The 17,548-nt window shown below is 64.9% G+C and carries 10 protein-coding genes and 1 pseudogene; 7 read left to right on the top strand and 4 right to left on the bottom strand.

What is annotated here, in order from left to right:
• Positions 1-188 precede the first annotated feature (188 nt).
• The 4 genes from ppc to NYR97_RS13350 all read left to right on the top strand — a co-directional run bounded on the left by ppc (position 189) and on the right by NYR97_RS13350 (position 6,708).
• Positions 189-2,903, top strand: a complete 2,715-nt coding sequence (gene ppc / locus NYR97_RS13335) for a phosphoenolpyruvate carboxylase (RefSeq protein WP_316693756.1) — start codon at positions 189-191, stop codon at positions 2,901-2,903.
• A 168-nt stretch (positions 2,904-3,071) separates the two neighbouring features.
• Complete coding sequence (locus NYR97_RS13340; protein WP_316693758.1) at positions 3,072-3,644, top strand: TetR/AcrR family transcriptional regulator; 573 nt, start codon at positions 3,072-3,074, stop codon at positions 3,642-3,644.
• On the top strand, positions 3,641-4,678 hold the full coding sequence (locus tag NYR97_RS13345; RefSeq protein ID WP_316693760.1) for a DUF4105 domain-containing protein: 1,038 nt from the start codon (positions 3,641-3,643) through the stop codon (positions 4,676-4,678). Before NYR97_RS13340 ends, NYR97_RS13345 begins: the two co-directional genes overlap by 4 nt.
• 77 nt (positions 4,679-4,755) lie before the next feature.
• Positions 4,756-6,708, top strand: coding sequence for an esterase/lipase family protein (locus tag NYR97_RS13350; protein ID WP_316698223.1), 1,953 nt, complete (start codon positions 4,756-4,758; stop codon positions 6,706-6,708).
• A gap of 468 nt (positions 6,709-7,176) precedes the next feature.
• Here the strand turns inward: NYR97_RS13350 and NYR97_RS13355 are convergent.
• Positions 7,177-8,516 (bottom strand): IS3 family transposase gene (locus NYR97_RS13355; RefSeq protein ID WP_205394725.1). Its coding sequence is split into 2 segments (ribosomal slippage): positions 7,177-8,081 and positions 8,081-8,516, totalling 1,341 coding nucleotides; the frame shifts between segments, so codons are not numbered across the junction.
• 619 nt (positions 8,517-9,135) lie between these two features.
• Between NYR97_RS13355 and NYR97_RS13360 the strand changes: the two genes are divergently transcribed.
• Positions 9,136-10,338, top strand: coding sequence for an OmpA family protein (locus NYR97_RS13360; RefSeq protein WP_316693762.1), 1,203 nt, complete (start codon positions 9,136-9,138; stop codon positions 10,336-10,338).
• A 467-nt stretch (positions 10,339-10,805) separates the two neighbouring features.
• Positions 10,806-12,125: a histidine-type phosphatase gene (locus NYR97_RS13365; RefSeq protein WP_425613077.1), complete on the top strand. Its 1,320-nt coding sequence runs from the start codon at positions 10,806-10,808 to the stop codon at positions 12,123-12,125.
• Positions 12,126-12,766: 641 nt separating this feature from the next.
• Here NYR97_RS13365 and metK read toward each other — a convergent pair.
• Positions 12,767-13,978 (bottom strand): methionine adenosyltransferase, encoded by a 1,212-nt coding sequence (gene metK / locus NYR97_RS13370; RefSeq protein WP_316693764.1) that lies wholly within the window; start codon positions 13,976-13,978, stop codon positions 12,767-12,769.
• A 234-nt stretch (positions 13,979-14,212) separates the two neighbouring features.
• Here metK and NYR97_RS13375 point away from each other — a divergent pair, with 234 nt between their 5' ends.
• Complete coding sequence (locus NYR97_RS13375; RefSeq protein WP_316693766.1) at positions 14,213-15,304, top strand: metal-dependent hydrolase; 1,092 nt, start codon at positions 14,213-14,215, stop codon at positions 15,302-15,304.
• A gap of 71 nt (positions 15,305-15,375) precedes the next feature.
• On the opposite strand, the pseudogene NYR97_RS13380 reads toward NYR97_RS13375, so the two are convergent.
• Positions 15,376-16,203, bottom strand: a pseudogene (locus NYR97_RS13380) (methyltransferase domain-containing protein).
• Between the two features lie 42 nt (positions 16,204-16,245).
• A complete protein-coding gene (dusB, locus tag NYR97_RS13385) occupies positions 16,246-17,244 on the bottom strand; it encodes a tRNA dihydrouridine synthase DusB (RefSeq protein WP_316693767.1) in 999 nt (332 codons plus the stop codon).
• Positions 17,245-17,548 lie beyond the last annotated feature (304 nt).

The raw sequence follows: 17,548 nt of genomic DNA on the forward strand, positions 1-17,548 counted from the left end.
CCGTAGGAGCGGGCTTGCCCGCGATGGGGCATTACCGGGAAAGCCACGTCGCGCGCCAGCGCGCTCCTACGGGGGCGTCGGTAGGGCACACGATGGTTGGTGTTGAAACTGTCGTGCCGGTCGCGATCATCTAATCCTTTTGGGTTAGTCTTCGACGACTTTGCGCTTGAAGAGGGTGTGCGTTTCCGATGAACGAGTACCGCAGCAGTCTTGTGTTCGCTACCCCCGATCTTGCCTTGCGCGACGATGTGCGTCGGCTTGGTGCACTGGTCGGTGACCTGCTCGCCGAGCAGGTCTCTGCGGAATTTCTCGATGAGATCGAACGTGTCCGCACCACCGCCATCGCGCGGCGCGAGAGCGATGCGCCACCGTCCACACTGAGCGCGCAACTGGCCGGACGCGAGCCGCGTGAAGCCGAGTCGTTGGTGCGCGCCTTCAGCACCTATTTCCAGGTGGTCAACATCGCCGAGCGCGTGCACCGCATCCGCCGCCGCCGTGAGTACCAGCGCAGCGGCACCGACACGCCGCAGCCCGATGGCCTGCACGATGCATTGCGCCGGCTCAAGGCGCAGGGCGTGACACTGGAAGAGCTCAGCGAGTGGCTGCCGCGCATCGACGTGGAGCCGGTGTTCACCGCGCACCCCACCGAAGCGGTGCGGCGCGCGCTGCTGGAAAAAGAACAGCTGATGGTCGCCAGCCTGGTCGACAACCTCGATGGCATGCGCACGCCCAACGAGCGCGCCACCGATGCGGCGCGCTTCCGCATGGCCCTGACCGCGTCCTGGCAGACCGCCGATTCCTCGCCGGTGCGTCCCACCGTGGAAGACGAGCGCGAGCATGTGGGGTTCTATCTCACCCAGGTGCTGTATCGCGTGGTGCCGGTGATGTACGAAACCCTCGAACACGCCATCGAAGAAACCTACGGCAGCGTGCCGACCCTGCCGCGGCTGTTGCGCTTCGGCACCTGGGTGGGCGGCGACATGGACGGCAATCCCAACGTCGATGCCGTCACCATCGCCGGCACGCTGGATGCGCAGCGACGCGCGGTGCTGGATCGCTATCGAAACGAGCTGTGGCAACTGGCCAGCCTGCTCAGCCAGTCGACTACGCTGGTGGCAGTCAGTTCGGAATTGAGCGAGCAACTGGAGCGCTACCGCGTATTGCTGCCGGAGGACGCCGCACGCTCGCGCCCGCGCCATGGCGACATGCCGTACCGGCTGCTCAACGATCTGATGCGCGCGCGCCTGCAGGCCACGCTGGACGATGCCCAGGGTGCCTACACCACCCCGTCCGAGCTGGAACACGATCTGCAATTGATCCTGGACAGCCTGCAGGCCAACAAGGGCCTGCACGCCGGTTGGTTCGCGGTGCGCCGTCTGTTGTGGCGCGTGCGCACCTTCGGCTTCCATCTGGCCCGTCTGGATGTGCGCCAGGAATCGAGCGTGCATGCGCGCGCGGTGGCCGACGCACTGGGCCAGGTGAATTGGGAGGAACAGGATGCAAAGCAGCGCGCTGCATTGCTCGGTCCGTATGCAGCCGGCGAACAGGCATTGCCGCGCGTGGATGACGAAGGCAACGCGCGGCTGGATGCGGTGTTCGCCGCGCTCGCCGATGCGCGCAGCCGCCACGGCGCCGATGCGTTGGGCAGCTACATCATTTCGATGGCGCATAACCGCGCCGACGTACTCACCGTGCTCGCGCTGGCGCGACGCGGCGGCCTGGCCGACGACGCCGGCGCCGTGCCGCTGGATATCGTGCCGCTGTTCGAAACCGTGGACGATCTGCGCGGCGGCACCGGCACCGTGCAGGATCTGCTCGCCGATCCGGTCTATCGCCAGCATCTGGCCGCGCGCGGCGATACCCAGATGGTGATGTTGGGCTATTCGGACAGCGGCAAGGACGGTGGCATCACCGCCTCGCGCTGGGGCCTGCAGCGCGCGCAGGTGGAGTTGCTCGAAGCCGCTGCCGAACTGGGGGTGCGGTTGACGTTTTTCCACGGCCGTGGCGGTTCGATTGCGCGTGGCGGCGGCAAGACCAGCCGCGCGCTGGATGCCGCACCGCGCGGCAGTGTCGACGGCCGCCTGCGCGTCACCGAGCAGGGCGAGGTGATCCATCGCAAATACGGCATTCGCGCGCTGGCATTGCGCTCGCTGGAACAGATGACCGGCGCGGTGCTGCTCTCCAGCCTGCGCCCGCGTGCGCCCGAGCCGCGCGAGGATCGCTGGCGGCCGGTGATGGATCTGGTCGCAGAACAAAGCACTGTCGCGTACCGCGCCTTCGTCGGCGCGCCGGATTTCATGCAGTATTTCCGCCGCGCCACGCCGATCGATGTGATCGAACGCATGACCCTGGGCTCGCGCCCGTCGCGCAGGCTCGGCCAGGACGCGGCGTTGTCCAATCTGCGCGCGATTCCGTGGGTGTTCGCGTGGAGCCAGGCGCGTGCGGTGATCCCGGGCTGGTACGGCGTGGGCAGCGGCCTGCAGGCGGCAGTGGATGCGGGACATGAAGAGACCTTGCGCGAGATGGCGCAGGACTGGCCGTTCTTCCGCACTTTTCTGGACGACGTGGCGATGGTGCTGTCGAAGGGCGATCTCAACATCGCCGAGCTGTTTTCGCGGCTGTCGGGTGACCTGCATGAGCGCTTTTTCCCGGGCATTCGCGACGAACTGGCGCTGACCAAGGGCTGGGTGAAGGCGTTGACGGGGCAGCAATCGCTGCTGCAGCACGACCCGCGGCTGGCGTTGTCGATCCGCCTGCGCAATCCCTACATCGACCCGATCAGCGTGTTGCAGGTGGATCTGTTGCAACGCTGGCGTGCCACCGATGGCGAAGACGACGAGCTGCTGCGCGCGCTGGTGGCCTGCGTCAACGGCGTCTCGCAAGGCGTGCAGAACACCGGCTGATCCGGTTCGCTGCTTCGACCGCATGAGACGGTCGAAGCGGATGGTCAAAGCGGACCGCCCGATCAGACCGCCTGATCCGATCACATGATCCGACCGTTGGTCGGAGAACGCGCGGGTTGGTCAAGCGGACTCTGGCGTTACCGGACAAATCTGTCCGATAATGCCGCGATGACGACTCCCCGCCCCGATGCCGCGCTACGCCGCCGGCAGATTCTCGATGCCGCCGACGAAGTGTTCAGCGAACACGGCGTCAATGCCCCGCTGGAACTGGTGGTCGAACGTGCCGGCCTTGGCCGCGCCACGCTGTACCGCAATTTCCCCGACCGGCTCGCGCTGATGACGGCGCTGATGACCCGTGGCCTGGATGGGCTGGAACGGCTTGCCGCCGATCTGGGCGAGCGCCCGGACGGGCTGGCCGTGCTGCTGCACGACGTGGCCGAGCACATCGCCCAATCCGCGCCGCTGGTGGATTTCTGGCGTTCGATCGAACGCGCGCACCCGGCCGTGGAAACCGCCGATCGGCGTGTGGTGCGCATCTTCCTGCCGTTCGTGCAACGCGCCCGCGACGCCGGCCTGTGCCGCGCCGATGTCGACGACGAGCAGTTGCTGCTGGTGATCGACATGCTGGGCAGCTGCCTGCGTGGCAATGACGAATCCGAACGCAAACGGCTTGCCCATCGCTCGGCCGATCTGCTGATGCACGCGCTGGGCATGCAGGTGCCGGAAGGCGGCACCCGATGACACCGGCCACGCGGTCCCGCCTCGGTCGCTGGGCGCTGCGCGTGGCGCTGGTGCTGGCCGCGCTATGGGGTGGACTTGCGATCTACTTCGCGATCACTGGCAATGCGTTCGTGCGCACGGCCTGGGTGGGCTCGTGGTGCGCGATGGCGCTGGCGGCGTTGTGGGGCCTGCGCCGTGGCCGCGAGAACTGGGCCTTGGTGGGCATCTTCAGTGCGGCGTTTGCGGTGCTGGCGGTGTCGTGGTGGATGATGCAGCCCAGCCAGGACCGCGACTGGGCCGACGATGTTGCCCAACGCCTGCAGCCCGACGTGCACGGCAACATCGTTACATTGCATAACGTGCGCAATTTCGATTGGCAGAGCGAAACCGACTACCAGCCGCGTTGGGAAACCCGCCAGTATGATCTGGACCGTCTGGTCAGCGCCGATCTGGCGCTTTCGTACTGGATGGGCCCTGCCATCGCGCACACGCTGGTGTCGTTCGGCTTCGACGACGGCTCGCACGTGGTGTTCTCGCTGGAAATCCGCAAGGAACGCGGCGAGTCGTTTTCTGCATTGGGCGGTTTTTTCCGCAGCTTCGAAGAAACCCTGGTGGCCGCCGACGAACGCGACATTCTGCGCGTGCGCACCAACGTGCGCGGAGAGGACATGTATCTGTATCGGCTGGCGATTCCCAAGGCCGGTCTGCGCCGCATGTTCATGGGCTATGTGCGCATGGCCAACGACTTGAATCGCGCCCCGGCGTTCTACAACACGCTCACCAGCAACTGCACCACGATCGTGTTTGCGCTGGCGCGGCAATTGCAGCCCACCTTGCCGCTGGATCATCGCCTGCTGCTGTCCGGCTACGTGGACGCATACGCCTACGATCATCAGGGCCTGCTGCCCGGCTACGATTTTGCCACCTTGAAGCAGCGCGGGCATTTCACCGCACGTGCGATCGCAGCCGATAAGGCGGCGGATTTCTCCGAGCGCATCCGTGTCGGCATGCCGCAGGCACCGGCGCCAGCCGCCACCACGAGCGCACCCCGGTGACGTCGCGCCTGCGTGGACGCCGCACCGCTGCAGTGTTGGCGGGTGTGCTTGGCAGCCTGTTGCTGAGCGGCTGTGCCATGGTCACGGTGCAATCGCACAGCAGCGGCGACTACATCGCGCGCACGCGCGGAGATGTGCTCAGCACCGGCGAGTTGAGCCAGGCCAGCAGCAAGACCCTGCAGGTGGCCGGGCTGCAACCCAAGGCCTGCCGCAGCGACCCACTGTCGTGCCTGCAGCAACTCACCAGCGTGGCGGGCATCGGCGAGGAGCGCCGTCTGGCAACGCAAGCCGAGCTATGGACCGCGCATGCGATTGCATTAGGCGGGCGCGACCCGACAACGATGAGCGACGCTGCAGTCGACGCCTGGCTGGAAGCAGCGCGGCATGCGTACGCGTACCTGTTTTTCAGCGCCCGCCCGCCCAGTGCACGTGCGTTCGAAAATCGCCAGACGCAGGTGCGCGACTACTACAACTACGCCGTGCAACAGGTGATCGAGCGCCTGTTCGCACGCGCGCAGCAAACCGGCCAGACCGAGCGCGAACCGACCACCGTGGGCCGCTGGCAGGTGGGTATCGACATGTCCGCCTATCGGCTGCCGGGTGGCGGCAACACGCCGCGCGCGATCTTCGCCGCCTCGGCGTTGCGCTTCAATGGGCTGCGCAGCACCTATCGGCGCGATGGTTTCGGTGCCGAGCTGGTGGCCGAGGTGGACCCGCAAGTGGTCGGCGATCCTGCCGGGCTGGCCTTGCAACAAGCCGCCACTGCAGTCGCATCGCCAGAGCGGCCGTTGCCTACTTTCAGCGAGATGCCGTACGCACCGGCCACGCTGCTGCTGCATTTCGAAGGCGAGACGCTGGATGCCGTGCTACGCGGCAACATCGCCACCGTGGTGCCGTACGACCCGTATCGCCAGAACGAGGTGGTGCTGCATGGGCAGCGCGTGCCGCTGGCGGCCAATTTCACTGCCGCCTATGGGCTATGGCTGGCCAAATCCGGTTTCGCCGCGCAGTCGTTGCGCTCGATGCTGGGCAGCGCGCGCGGCATCGATCGCCCGCATCTGTATCTGATGCAGCCCTACGACCCGGACCGACGCGTGCTGCTGATGCTGCACGGGCTGGCCAGCAGCCCGGAAGCCTGGGTCAATGTCGCCAACGAGGTGATGGGCGATGAAACGCTGCGCCAGCGCTATCAGATCTGGCAGGTGTACTACCCGACCAACGCGCCGGTGGCGGTCAACCGCGCGGAAATCCAGGCAATGGTGGAGCGCAGCCTGCAGCACTTCGATCCGGCCGGCACGGCCATCGCATCGCACGACATGGTGTTGATCGGCCACAGCATGGGCGGGGTGATCGGGCGCTTGCTGGTGTCGTCTTCCGGCGACACGTTGTGGAATTCATTGCTGGAAAACTACCGGCTGGAAGGCGAGCGCGGCGCACGCGTGCGCGCGAAGTTGTCGCCGCTGCTGCATTTTTCGCCACTGCCGCAGGTCGACCGCGCCATCTTCATCGCCGCGCCGCATCGCGGCACGCCATTGGCCGAAGGTGGGCTGGGGCGCTTCGTCGGGCGCCTGGTGCGTTTGCCGATCGCCTTGCTGGATCGCTTCGGTGATGTGCTGCAGGACCTGGCCAACAGCGAGCGTGACGGGCAGGGCGGCGACCCGCGACGCAAGCGGCGCTTGCTGCCGCCGACCAGCATCGACAACCTGCGCGACACCGATCCCTTCGTACGCGCCAGCATGGACCTGCCGATCTCCCCCCAGGTGCATTACCACACCATCGTCGGGCGCGAAAAACCGCAGGTGCCGCTGGCCGATTCCGATGATGGTCTGGTGCCTTATCGCAGTGCGCATCTGCAGGGTGCCGAGTCCGAATTGGTGGTGACCTCCTGGCATAGCGTGCAGGAAACCCCGCAGGCGATTCTGGAGATTCGCCGCATCCTGCATGCGCAGCTGCAGGCCGAGGAGGCGGGAAACACGAGTGCGCACGGCGCGCAAGGCGAGACACCGGCTGCATCCTCGGCAACGTTCTAAAGCAAGCAGAATCGAAATGCCGTTGTGGTCAGTGAATGGTCGGTGCGCATGGCGTTGCGTTCAATAAAACAGCCGGCCAACTTTCTGGTGAGGGCACCGCGCCCTTGACGCTGCGAGTTGGTTGCAGGGCCCTTGGCCCGCCCACCATCGCAGGACACGCCGCAAGTACGTCCATGTAGGCTCTTACGCGGCATCCATGCCGCGTAAGGTCCCGCGACGGTGGGCGGGCAAGGACCAGTCGAGAGTGTCGTTTTGCATGGTGCAAGCAATGCATGACGTGCGTCTTTTAGGTGACGGCGCGCCCGATCAGCTTCCAAGACAAGCAGAGAAATAGGCACGCTTTCAACAAGGCAACCTATAACTGTCTGGTGCGGTGTCCTCGCCGATTGCGAGACCGTGTGGCGGCATGGATGCCGCCACCGAGCCCCCAGGGATGAAGTGACCCCCAAAAGCTGGACAGTTGGGCGATCAGGCGACCAGCTTGCTCTGCTCCCGGTATTTTACCGGACTCAGGCCCTTCAATTTGAGCTTGATCCGGTCTTCGTTGTAGTACCTGATGTACTCCACCAGCCCGGCTTCCAGACTTTCGACGCTGTCAAAGCTGTTTAGATAAAAGAATTCGGACTTCAGCGTCCCGAAGAAGCTCTCCATGGCCGCATTGTCCAAGCAGTTGCCGCGTCGGGACATGCTTTGTTTCAGAGAGTGCTTTTCGAGTTGATGCCGGTAGTTCTCGTGCTGGTAGTGCCATCCCTGGTCAGAGTGGATCATCGGCCGAGCGTCGGGCGAAAGTTTTTTGATTGCCTGATCCAGCATCTGGCCCACCAGGTCGAATACCGGTCGGCGTTTCATCTGATAGGCCACGATTTCGCCGTTGTACAGATCCATGATCGGTGAAAGATAGAGCTTCATGCCCTGCACCTTGAACTCGGTGACATCGGTCACCCACTTCTGGTTGGGCATCTGAGCTTCAAACTGGCGGCTCAGTTCGTTGGCTACGATGACATTGGCTGCGCCCTTGAATGCGCGATAGCGCTTGATGCGCACCCGCGATCGCAGCCCCAGTCCGGCCATCAGGCGCTGCACCCGCTTGTGGTTGATCCTCTCACCCTGATTGGCCAGTTCCAGTGCGATGCGGCGGTAGCCATAGCGCCCTTGGTTTTCATCGTAAATCGCGCGGATGCGCTCACACAGGTCGATCTCACCTTCATCGGGACGGGCCAGGGCACGAATCTGGTAATAGAACGTGCTGCGCGATAGCTCGGCCGCCTTGAGCAAAAGCGGCAGTGCGTAGGTCTGCCTCAATCCGTGGACGGCTTGCGCTTTGCGCGCTGCGCCGCCTGCTCTTCCTGGATCAAGGCATCGAGTTTTTTTAAGTAGGCCGTCTCCGCACGCAGGTAGGCCACTTCCTTAAGCAGCTCATCGCGGCTCATGTCCTCGGCGGGCTTGGACGAGCGTTTTTTTTTCATCGGCTTCTGGGGCGGCGATAACGCTTGGGCGGCGCCGTCAGCATACAGCCGTTGCCAATGCGCTACCGCACCGGCGCTGCCTATCTGGAAGTAGGTCGTGGCCTCGCGCGCAGACATCCCCTCTTGGCGCATCTTTTCAAGAACTTCCAGCTTGAACGCAAGATCATAGGAGCGGGCCTTGCGGTGAAACCCGCGCCAACCGTGCAACTGATAGGTCGCTGCCCAACGCCTGACCGTGGAGAACTCCAGACCATGACGGCGAGCCACCGCCTTGACCGAGATGGAGGTCTTGCAGGCCTCCTTGGCGACCTGAAGTTTGAAGCGAGCGTCATATCTGTGCATGAAATCCTCGGAGTTGGACGGAGTGTCCAACTTCCGGGGGTCACTTCAGGATGGGTTCACGGCGTGTCCCGCGAGCGGTGAGGGCACCGTGCCCTCGACGCACTCGACTTCTTTGCGTTTGCTGCAGGGCCCTTGCCCGCCCACCATCGCAGGACACGCCGCAAGTACGTCCATGTAGGCTCTTACGCGGCATCCATGCCGCGTAAGGTCCCGCGATGGTGGGCGGGCAAGGGCCAGTCGAGATGGTCGATGTGCAGGGTTTTAAACAAGGCAACCAGCAGACTGGCTGACGCCGTGTCCTGTCCTCAATAAAGCAACCAGCAACCTGTCTGGTGCGGTGTCCTCGCCGCTTGCGGGACCGTGTGGCGGCATGGATGCCGCCACCGAGCCTCCAGGGATGGATTCACGGCGTGTCCCGCGAGCGGCGAGGGCACCGCGCCCTCGACCCACTCAGCGTTTGACCTGGACTTCTGACTGCATTCACCAAGAGTGGCTGACAAAATCACTGCACTCGACCTGGCGGACGCGCAGCGGTGTTGTTCGCCGTTCTTAGCGCATTGTTTACCAGCCTCATGCTATCAGGCGGTTCTCTCGAACACGCTCCAACAAGGAAGATGCGATGCGCAAGACGCTGTCGGCAGTGATCTGGGTGCCCTTGCTGCTGGCCGGTTGCGGCCGCGACGAAGGTCAGAAGAACGCGGCAGACGCTGCGGCTGCAACGCCGCCGGCAGCGCAGACTGCAGCGCGTCCATCCGATGCGCCGCCGGCCACCGATGAGGCGGTGCCCGAGTTCCCGGCCATCCCGTTGATCGTGGTGCCGGACATCGCCGGCGTGACCCCGGCGCAACGCGCGCTGGAAGCCTCGCTGCAGGACATTCTCGACCCGATCGAAGGCGTCAGCGTTGCGCCGGCACGTTGCGGCGATGGCGGCACCCTGATCAACGATGCCGGCATCACCAGCGTCGATGCAAACGGCAATCTGCTGCGCAACGGCGACGGTGGCCTGTTCGACCTCAAGGCCGACGGCAGCGGCAGCGCCAACTTCGACGGCGGCCTGATCCGCGTCAACGCCGACGGCAGCGGCACTATCAATGCCAGCGGCGCCGGCGGCGACGATGCGATCATCCAGGTGCAGGCCAACGGTGCCGGCTCCTACAACGGCCCGGCCGGTCTGATCAGCCTGGACGCCAAGGGCGCGGGTACCTGGAACAGCGACAAGAGCGGCTTGGTCAACAATCACGGCGATGGCAGCGGCACCTGGAACGGTCCACGCGGCCTGATCACCATCAACGCCGACGGCTCGGGGACCTGGAACGGCCCGGACGGGTTGGTGCAGAACCGCGGCGATGGCACCGGCACCGTCGGCACGCCGCCGCGCGAGGTACGCATGCCGCCGCTGTCGAAGGTGCCGCCTGCCGGGCGCTTTCCGCTGCTGCAGAAATTCGCACCTCCCGGTGCGCCGTGCGGCTATCTGATCACCTTGAACGAACGCATCCTGTTCGACTTCGACAAGGCCGAGATCCGCCCCGATGCCGCGCGCGTACTCGACGTGCTGGCCGCCGCACTCGGCAAGGTCAGCGCCAAGGACATGCAAGTGCGCGGGCATGCCGATGCCAAGGGCAGCGATGCCTATAACCAGGCGCTGTCCGAGCGCCGCGCCGATGCAGTGCTGGCCGCGTTACGCACACGCGGTGCCGCGCAGTCGGCCGGCGCAAAGGGCTACGGCGAATCGCAGCCGGTAGCGCCGAATACGCTCAATGGACAGGACAACCCCGGCGGGCGACAACTCAATCGACGCGTGGAAATCTTCCTGCGCACCTGAGTGCGAGCCAATCTGCGCGGCATCGCTCGCATGCAGACGCAGAACCATGCGATCCCGGAAAGGTGACGTACCACGCACGTGGTTCGGGCGTGTGTCGATGGGCTGATGCCGGCCCATCTGCATGTCATCGTGCCGCTGCCTTGTGCAGTGCGTCCTGACGACCGGTGTGTCGGGTTATCTACGCAAGGCAGCGCACCATGCGGCGAGTCGTCATTGGACAAGACTGATGCCGCTCTTGGTACCGCAACCGTGCGGCTGATTCCGGGGATCTATCGCCGCGTGGCGGCTGCCCGAATATTTGAGGAAGTTTCGCCAGGTGTCGTCTGCCTTGCATATTGGCACCGTACATTCCGCCATGACCAACGGGATGACCGCCAAGTATGTGTTCCAGGCAAGCGATGAAAACGGGGCAGGGTGGTGAACAGACGCCCGCAGGCGATGACGGCAGCGACGCGCTGGGGATTGCGTTGTTGCCGTCGGGCGGGATCACTGCGCCGTTGCACGCAGGTGTCAGGCAACGCCCGAAGACAGCGCCTCGGCCGCGCTGGCTGATGCCGGCACTCGCATTTGGCGTGCTGCTGCTGATCGCTTGCACGCCGCAGAGGCCTGCGCCTTCTGCAGTCGTGCCGGCCGCTCAGACCGAGCAACTGGAGCGCGTGGTTGTGGTGTTCCGGCATGGCGTGCGTGCGCCGCTGCAAGGCGAAGCCGCCGCAGCGCACTACGCAGACGCGCCGTGGCCGCAGTGGTCCACGCCGGCCAGCCTGCTCACTGCGCATGGGCGCATCGGCGTGCAGTTGAGCGGCGACTATCTGCGCCAATGGCTGTCGCAGCACAAGGTGTTGCCGAGCAGCGGTTGCCCGGCGCCAGGCAGCGTGTCGATCTGGGCCAATACCGATCAACGCACCATCGACAGCGGCGCCTTGCTTGCCGAGGCGCTGGCACCCGGTTGCGGCATCGTGGCCGGGCACCGCGAGGCCGGCAGCAACGACCCGTTGTTTCGACCGATCGAAGCCGGCGCGGTTGCATTCGATGCCGTTGCAGCGGTCGCCTCGATCGAAAAGCAGACCGGCGGTCCTGCCGCGTTGCTGCAAGGGCATGCGGCCGAACTGCAGGCGATGCAGCAGATTCTGGGCTGCACCCGCACGCCCTGCGACTTTGCGAAGATGCCATCCACGCTGACGCCGTCTGCCAATGGTCGCGGCCTGGCCTTGGGTGGGCCAATCGATCTGACCTCCGGTACCGGCGAGGTCCTGCTGCTGCAATACGCCGAAGGCTTGCCGCAGTCGCAGGTCGGCTGGGGCCGCGCCACGCCTGAGCGGCTGGTGCAGGTTTCGCGCCTGCACGCGCTGCTGTTCGACATCTACGCACGACCGCACTACATGGCCGCGCGCTCGGGCGCACCGCTGGCGCGCGAAGTGCTGCAACGCTTCGGTGACGCGCAGGCGGCGAAGGTCTCGCTGTTCGTCGGCAGCGACACGCATATCGCCGCGTTGAGCAGTTTGCTGGGCGTGCACTTTCACTTGCCCGGCTACGGCGCGGATGATCCGCCGCCGGGCGGTGCGTTGGTGCTGGGCCTATGGCGCGAGCCGAGTGGGAAGCAGGTGGTGCGTGCGCGGTATCTGGCGCAATCGCTGGATCAACTGCGCACGCTGGCGCCGCTCAATCTGGAGCATCCGCCGTTGCAGCAGGAGCTGGCGCTTGGCGTTTGCACAGCAGAGCAACGCATGGCGTGCCCGTTGCCGGAGTTTGTGCAGGCGCTTGAGAAACAACTGCAGCTCGATTTGTAACCGTGCAGCAGCAATCTTTATCTCGAAAAAGGTGATCAGCGGCTGTTCCTTCTCTCACCGGGAGAAGGTACCCCGCAGGGGCGGATGAGGGTACGTGCGAAGCCTCGTGTCATCCAATACGCAAAGAGGCTTCGCCCCGCACCCTCACCCTGACCCCTCTCCCGCAGGAGAGGGACTTTTCTTTCAGCCACCGACAATGATCGGTGGTGCTTGCGCGCGTGCCGGCGTGGGACCTTACGCGGCATGGATGCCGCGTAAGAGCCTACACGGGCGTACTTGCGGCGCGTCCCACGCCGGTACGCGCGCAAGCGCCCGCAGCAAACCGAAGCATTGGCATGAAAACGCCAGATGTCGTGCGCAAGACCGATCGGTGTGCGGAGTCGGTCGGCGGCGCGGCGCCACATCCGGTGTCGGGACACGCCGTGAATCCGTCCCTGGAGGCTCGGTGGCGGCATCCATGCCGCCACACGGTCCCGCCCCCGGACGCGACACCACGCTCCCAACATTGCCACTGCTGATCGGCAGGCGATGCTCCCCACGCAAGCCTTGATCACGATACGCGCTCGGCCAAAACGCAAATGGACCGCATCTGCGGCCCATTTGCACTTCTCGTCAGTTCCACTCCCGCAGGAGCAACTGACTTACTTCAGCTTGGCGTCGGCGCGCAGCGCGTCGGCACGGTCGGTCTTTTCCCACGAGAACGCGGTGGCGGTGTGCTGCGCACCGGTTGCGTCGGTGTAGGAGAAGTCCTTCGGCTTGCGGCCGAAGTGACCGTAGGAGGCGGTCTGCTGGTACATCGGGTGGATCAGGTCGAGCATCTGGATGATGCCGAACGGACGCAGGTCGAAATGCTTGCGGATCAGCTTTTCGATCTGCTCGTCGGCGATCTTGCCGGTGCCGAAGGTGGTGACCGAGATCGAGGTCGGCTCCGCCACGCCGATGGCGTAGGAGACCTGCACTTCGCACCGGTCGGCCAGGCCGGCCGCCACGACATTCTTGGCCACATAGCGTGCGGCATAGGCTGCCGAACGATCGACCTTGGACGGATCCTTGCCGGAGAACGCGCCGCCACCGTGACGCGCCCAGCCGCCGTAGGTGTCGACGATGATCTTGCGTCCGGTCAGGCCGCAGTCGCCCACCGGCCCGCCGATCACGAACTTGCCGGTCGGGTTGATGTGGAACTTGGTGCCCTTGTGCAGCCACTTGGCCGGCAGCACCGGCTTGAGGATTTCCTCGCGCACTGCTTCGATCAGCTCCTTCTGCTTGACGCCCGGATCGTGCTGGGTCGACAGCACCACCGCGTCGATCGCAGTCGCAACGCCGTCTTCGTAGCGCAGGGTGACCTGCGACTTGGCATCCGGACGCAGCCAGGACAGCGCCGAGTTCTTCTTCTTGCGGATCTTGGCCTGCTGCTCGACCAGGCGGTGTGCCAGGTGGATCGCCGCCGGCATGTGGCTGTCGGTCTCGTTGGTCGCATAGCCGAACATCAGGCCCTGGTCGCCGGCGCCCTGCTGTTCCGGGTTCTTGCGGTCAACGCCCTGGTTGATGTCCGGCGACTGCTTGCCGATCAGGTTGAGCACGCCACAGGTCTCGCCGTCGAAGCCGACGTCGGAGCTGTTGTAGCCGATGTCCAGGATCACCTTGCGGGTGAGCGCTTCCAGGTCGATCCAGGCGCTGGTGGTCACTTCGCCGGCAACGATCGCAACACCGGTCTTGACCATCGTCTCGCATGCCACGCGGGCACGCTTGTCCTGGGCCAGGATGGCATCCAGCACGGCGTCGGAGATCTGGTCGGCGATCTTGTCCGGATGGCCTTCGGAGACCGATTCGGAGGTGAACAGGTAGCTGGACATCTGGCTTATATCCCTTGATTCGGATGAAAAGATGGCTGCGGATGATACACGCCCCGCATGTAGGTTGCATTGTGCGCCTGAACAGGTGGCAATGGAGTTAAGCAGACGTCGGTGACAGCAAGGCGCTGCCGTCCGGGACGACCAGCCAAGCCTCGCCACTGATCGCCCTGCATTCGACTGAAAACGCGTACAAACATGCCTGCCAATGCATGTTGGGCCTGCTAGCATCGGGCGATGGATTCATTGACCCAGATCGTTCTCGGCGGCGCCGTCGCAGCCGCCATCGCCCCGGCCGGACAGCGCCGTGCCGCCTTGTTGGCCGGCGCGGCACTGGGCACCTTGCCCGATCTCGACGCACTGGCGCTGCTGCCCTTCACCAGTGACCCGGTCACGCAGATGACCGTGCATCGCAGCGCCAGCCATTCGTTGTTGGTGCTGCCATTCGTCGGTTGGCTGATCTGGTGGCTGTACCGCCGCTACGGCAACCGGCGCGTGGCCAGTGCGCCCAAACGCTGGTTCTGGGCGATCCAGCTGGCCTTGATCACGCACCCATTGCTGGATGCCTTCACTGTCTATGGCACCCAGCTGTGGTGGCCGTTGCAGCCGCATCCGGCGATGTGGTCGAGTGTGTTCATCATCGATCCGGGCTACACGCTATGGCTGTTGCTGGCCTGTGCGGTGGCATGGTTCGCACGTGCGCGGCCGCTGGCCCAGCACGCCTTGGTGATCGGGCTTGCGTTGAGTTCTGCGTATCTGGGTTGGTCGCTGCTGGCCAAGCACCTGGTCGACCGCGAAGCCGACCGCGCGCTGGCCGCACTCGGTTTGAAGGATGCCCCGCGCTTCTCGGTGCCGATGCCGCTCAACACGGTGTTGTGGCGGGTAGTGGCGATGACGCCCAACGGGTATGTGATCGGCGAGCGCTCGCTGGTGGCCGACAAGGGCCCGATGCATTTTCGCGGCTATTCCAGCAATACCCAGGCCCTGGGCGAAGTGGCAAAGTTCGATTCGGTGCGCAGGCTGAGCTGGTTCAATCGCGGCTTCATGCGTGCGCGGCTGGTCGATGACGAGTTGATGCTCAGCGATCTGCGCATGGGCCTGGAGCCGGATTACAACTTCAACTTCGTGGTCGCCCATCGCGAAGAGGGGCAATGGCAGCCGATTGCGCCGCGGCAGGTTCAGGCCGCTTACCGCGCGCCGGTGGCACGCGATCAGATCGGCGAAGTGCTGGCGCAGATGTGGCACCGTATCTGGCACGAGCCGACCGGCACGGTGCTGACCGGCGATCTGGAACATGCCGCCACGTCTCCTGTGCCGGTCTCTCAGTAGGTTTGCTTACCAGGTCGGCTAGCAGGTCTGGTCAGAAACGCGCACGCAAGTAGCCCAGGCAGCACGCGCGTTCAATACACCGTGGCGCGCGCCTGCACAAACGAATAGAAGAACACCGCATTCGGGTCGCTGTGCACCTGCGCCAGTTCGCGGCGCATGCCGTCCACGGTGTCTGCGTTGACCGCGCCGGCCTGCAGCAATTGCTCGGCCGCCGACAGCAGCACTTCTTCCCAGAACCCGATCATGGTCTTGCGCCGGCCCGGCTCGCGGTTGTCCAGGTGCAGCGTCTTGATCTCGGTCTGCACATCGCGAAAGCCGCCGGCCAGCAGCAGGTTGCCCAGCTTGGCGCCGACGAACGGATCGCCGCTCTAGTCGTGCTGAAAATCGTTGAACGCCATCCAGTAGCGCCACAGATTCGGCGAGTACGGATGCAGCAGGAACGAGGCATTCATGACCTCGGTGACGTACACCGGCGAACCCGGCAACAGCACGCGGCGCACTTCGTTGAGCACGCGTGCGGGCGAGGGCACATGTTCGAGTACCCAACACAGGAATGCCGCATCGAATTGACGCGCCTCGAACGGCAGGTCGGTCGCATCGGCCTGTTGCAAGGTGTAGCGCTCGCGGCACCACGCCAGCCGCTCGAGATTCGCGCGTGCCGCGCCCAATTGCGCTTCGCTCAAGTCCACGCCGGTCACGTGCAGATCGGGAAAACGGCGCAACAGGATCTCGGTTTGCGCGCCCACGCCGCTGCCTACTTCCAGCAGACGCCGCGCGCCGCTGTAGTCGATCTGATTGAACAAGGTGGCTTCGAGCAAGCGCGCCTGTTTGAGCAGGCGCGCCTGTTCGGTAGGCGAAAAACCATGCAGATAGGTGGGCGTGTCGTCAGGTGCGCTCATGCGTGCAGCTCTCACAAAAAGTTGAAGCTAGAAAAATCAGTTTCAGGCTGCGGCCGACAGCGCCGGCGGCACGCCGGCGATCAACGCATCGAAATAATCGCGGGTCAGCGCCAGCTGCGCCTCTGGTGTTTCGGCGCGATTGACCACCGCGCGGAAGTCGGCGCTTTGCGGGTGATCCTTGGCGTACCAGCCCAGATGCTTGCGCGCGATGCGCACGCCCTGCGGCTGCCCATAGAACGCATGCAGCGCTTCCAGATGGCCGAGCAAGGTATCGCGCACGAACGCCAACGGCGGCGGCGGCAACAGCTCGCCGGTGGCCAGATAATGCGCCACCTCGCCGAAGATCCACGGCCGCCCCTGCGCGGCGCGGCCGATCATCACCGCATCCACGCCGGTGTCGCGCAGCACCTGCGCAGCTTTCTGCGGCGAGTCGATATCGCCATTGGCGATCACCGGAATCTGCAACGCGGCCTTGATGTCGGCAATGGTCGCGTACTCGGCAGTGCCGGTGTAATGCTGATCGCGGGTGCGCCCGTGCACGGCTAGCGCGGCGATGCCGCAATCCTGCGCAATGCGCGCGATGGTGGGGCCGTTGCGATGATCGCAATCCCACCCGGTGCGGATTTTCAATGTGACCGGCACGTCCACCGCCTGCACCACTGCGCGCAGGATCCGCGCCACCAGGTCTTCGTCGCGCATCAGCGCCGAGCCGGCCCAGGCATTGCAGACTTTCTTGGCCGGGCAGCCCATATTGATGTCGATCAGCTGCGCGCCGTGGTCCACGTTGTAGCGCGCGGCCTCGGCCAGCTGCTGCGGCTCGGTGCCGGCAATCTGCACGCTGATCGGATCCGGCTCGCCGGCATGGTCCATGCGGTGCAGCGATTTACGCGTGCCCCAGAAACGCGGATCGGAGATGGTCATCTCCGAGACCGCCAGCCCGGCACCCAGCCGCTTGCACAACAGCCGGAACGGCTTGTCGGTGACGCCGGCCATCGGGGCCAGGATCACCTTGGGGTCGATGGAGTAGGGGCCGATGTGCATGGCGGCATTGTAGCTGGGAGGGGAATGGGGAGTCGGGAATCGGGAATGGGGATTGGGGAATCGGAAGAGCGCTTGCGTGCTTTGGTCCTGCGCCACTGCTATGCGAGTCAGTTGAGCAATGTCAGCGCTTTGGGAAAAGGACGGCTATGGCGGAGATGTTGGCGGGCCGAACTCTCATCCCCACCTCTTCGGTGAGTTGACTGTCTTCCGTCGTACCCTCACCCCAACCCCCGCTTCGCGCCCCTGCCCGCGCTCGCGGCGCGGGCGCTCCAAGGCACACGCGCTACTGGCGCGTAAGCAGCGC

Origin of the sequence: Xanthomonas hydrangeae, from assembly GCF_032697525.1 — a bacterium.
GTDB classification, from domain to species: domain Bacteria; phylum Pseudomonadota; class Gammaproteobacteria; order Xanthomonadales; family Xanthomonadaceae; genus Xanthomonas; species Xanthomonas hydrangeae.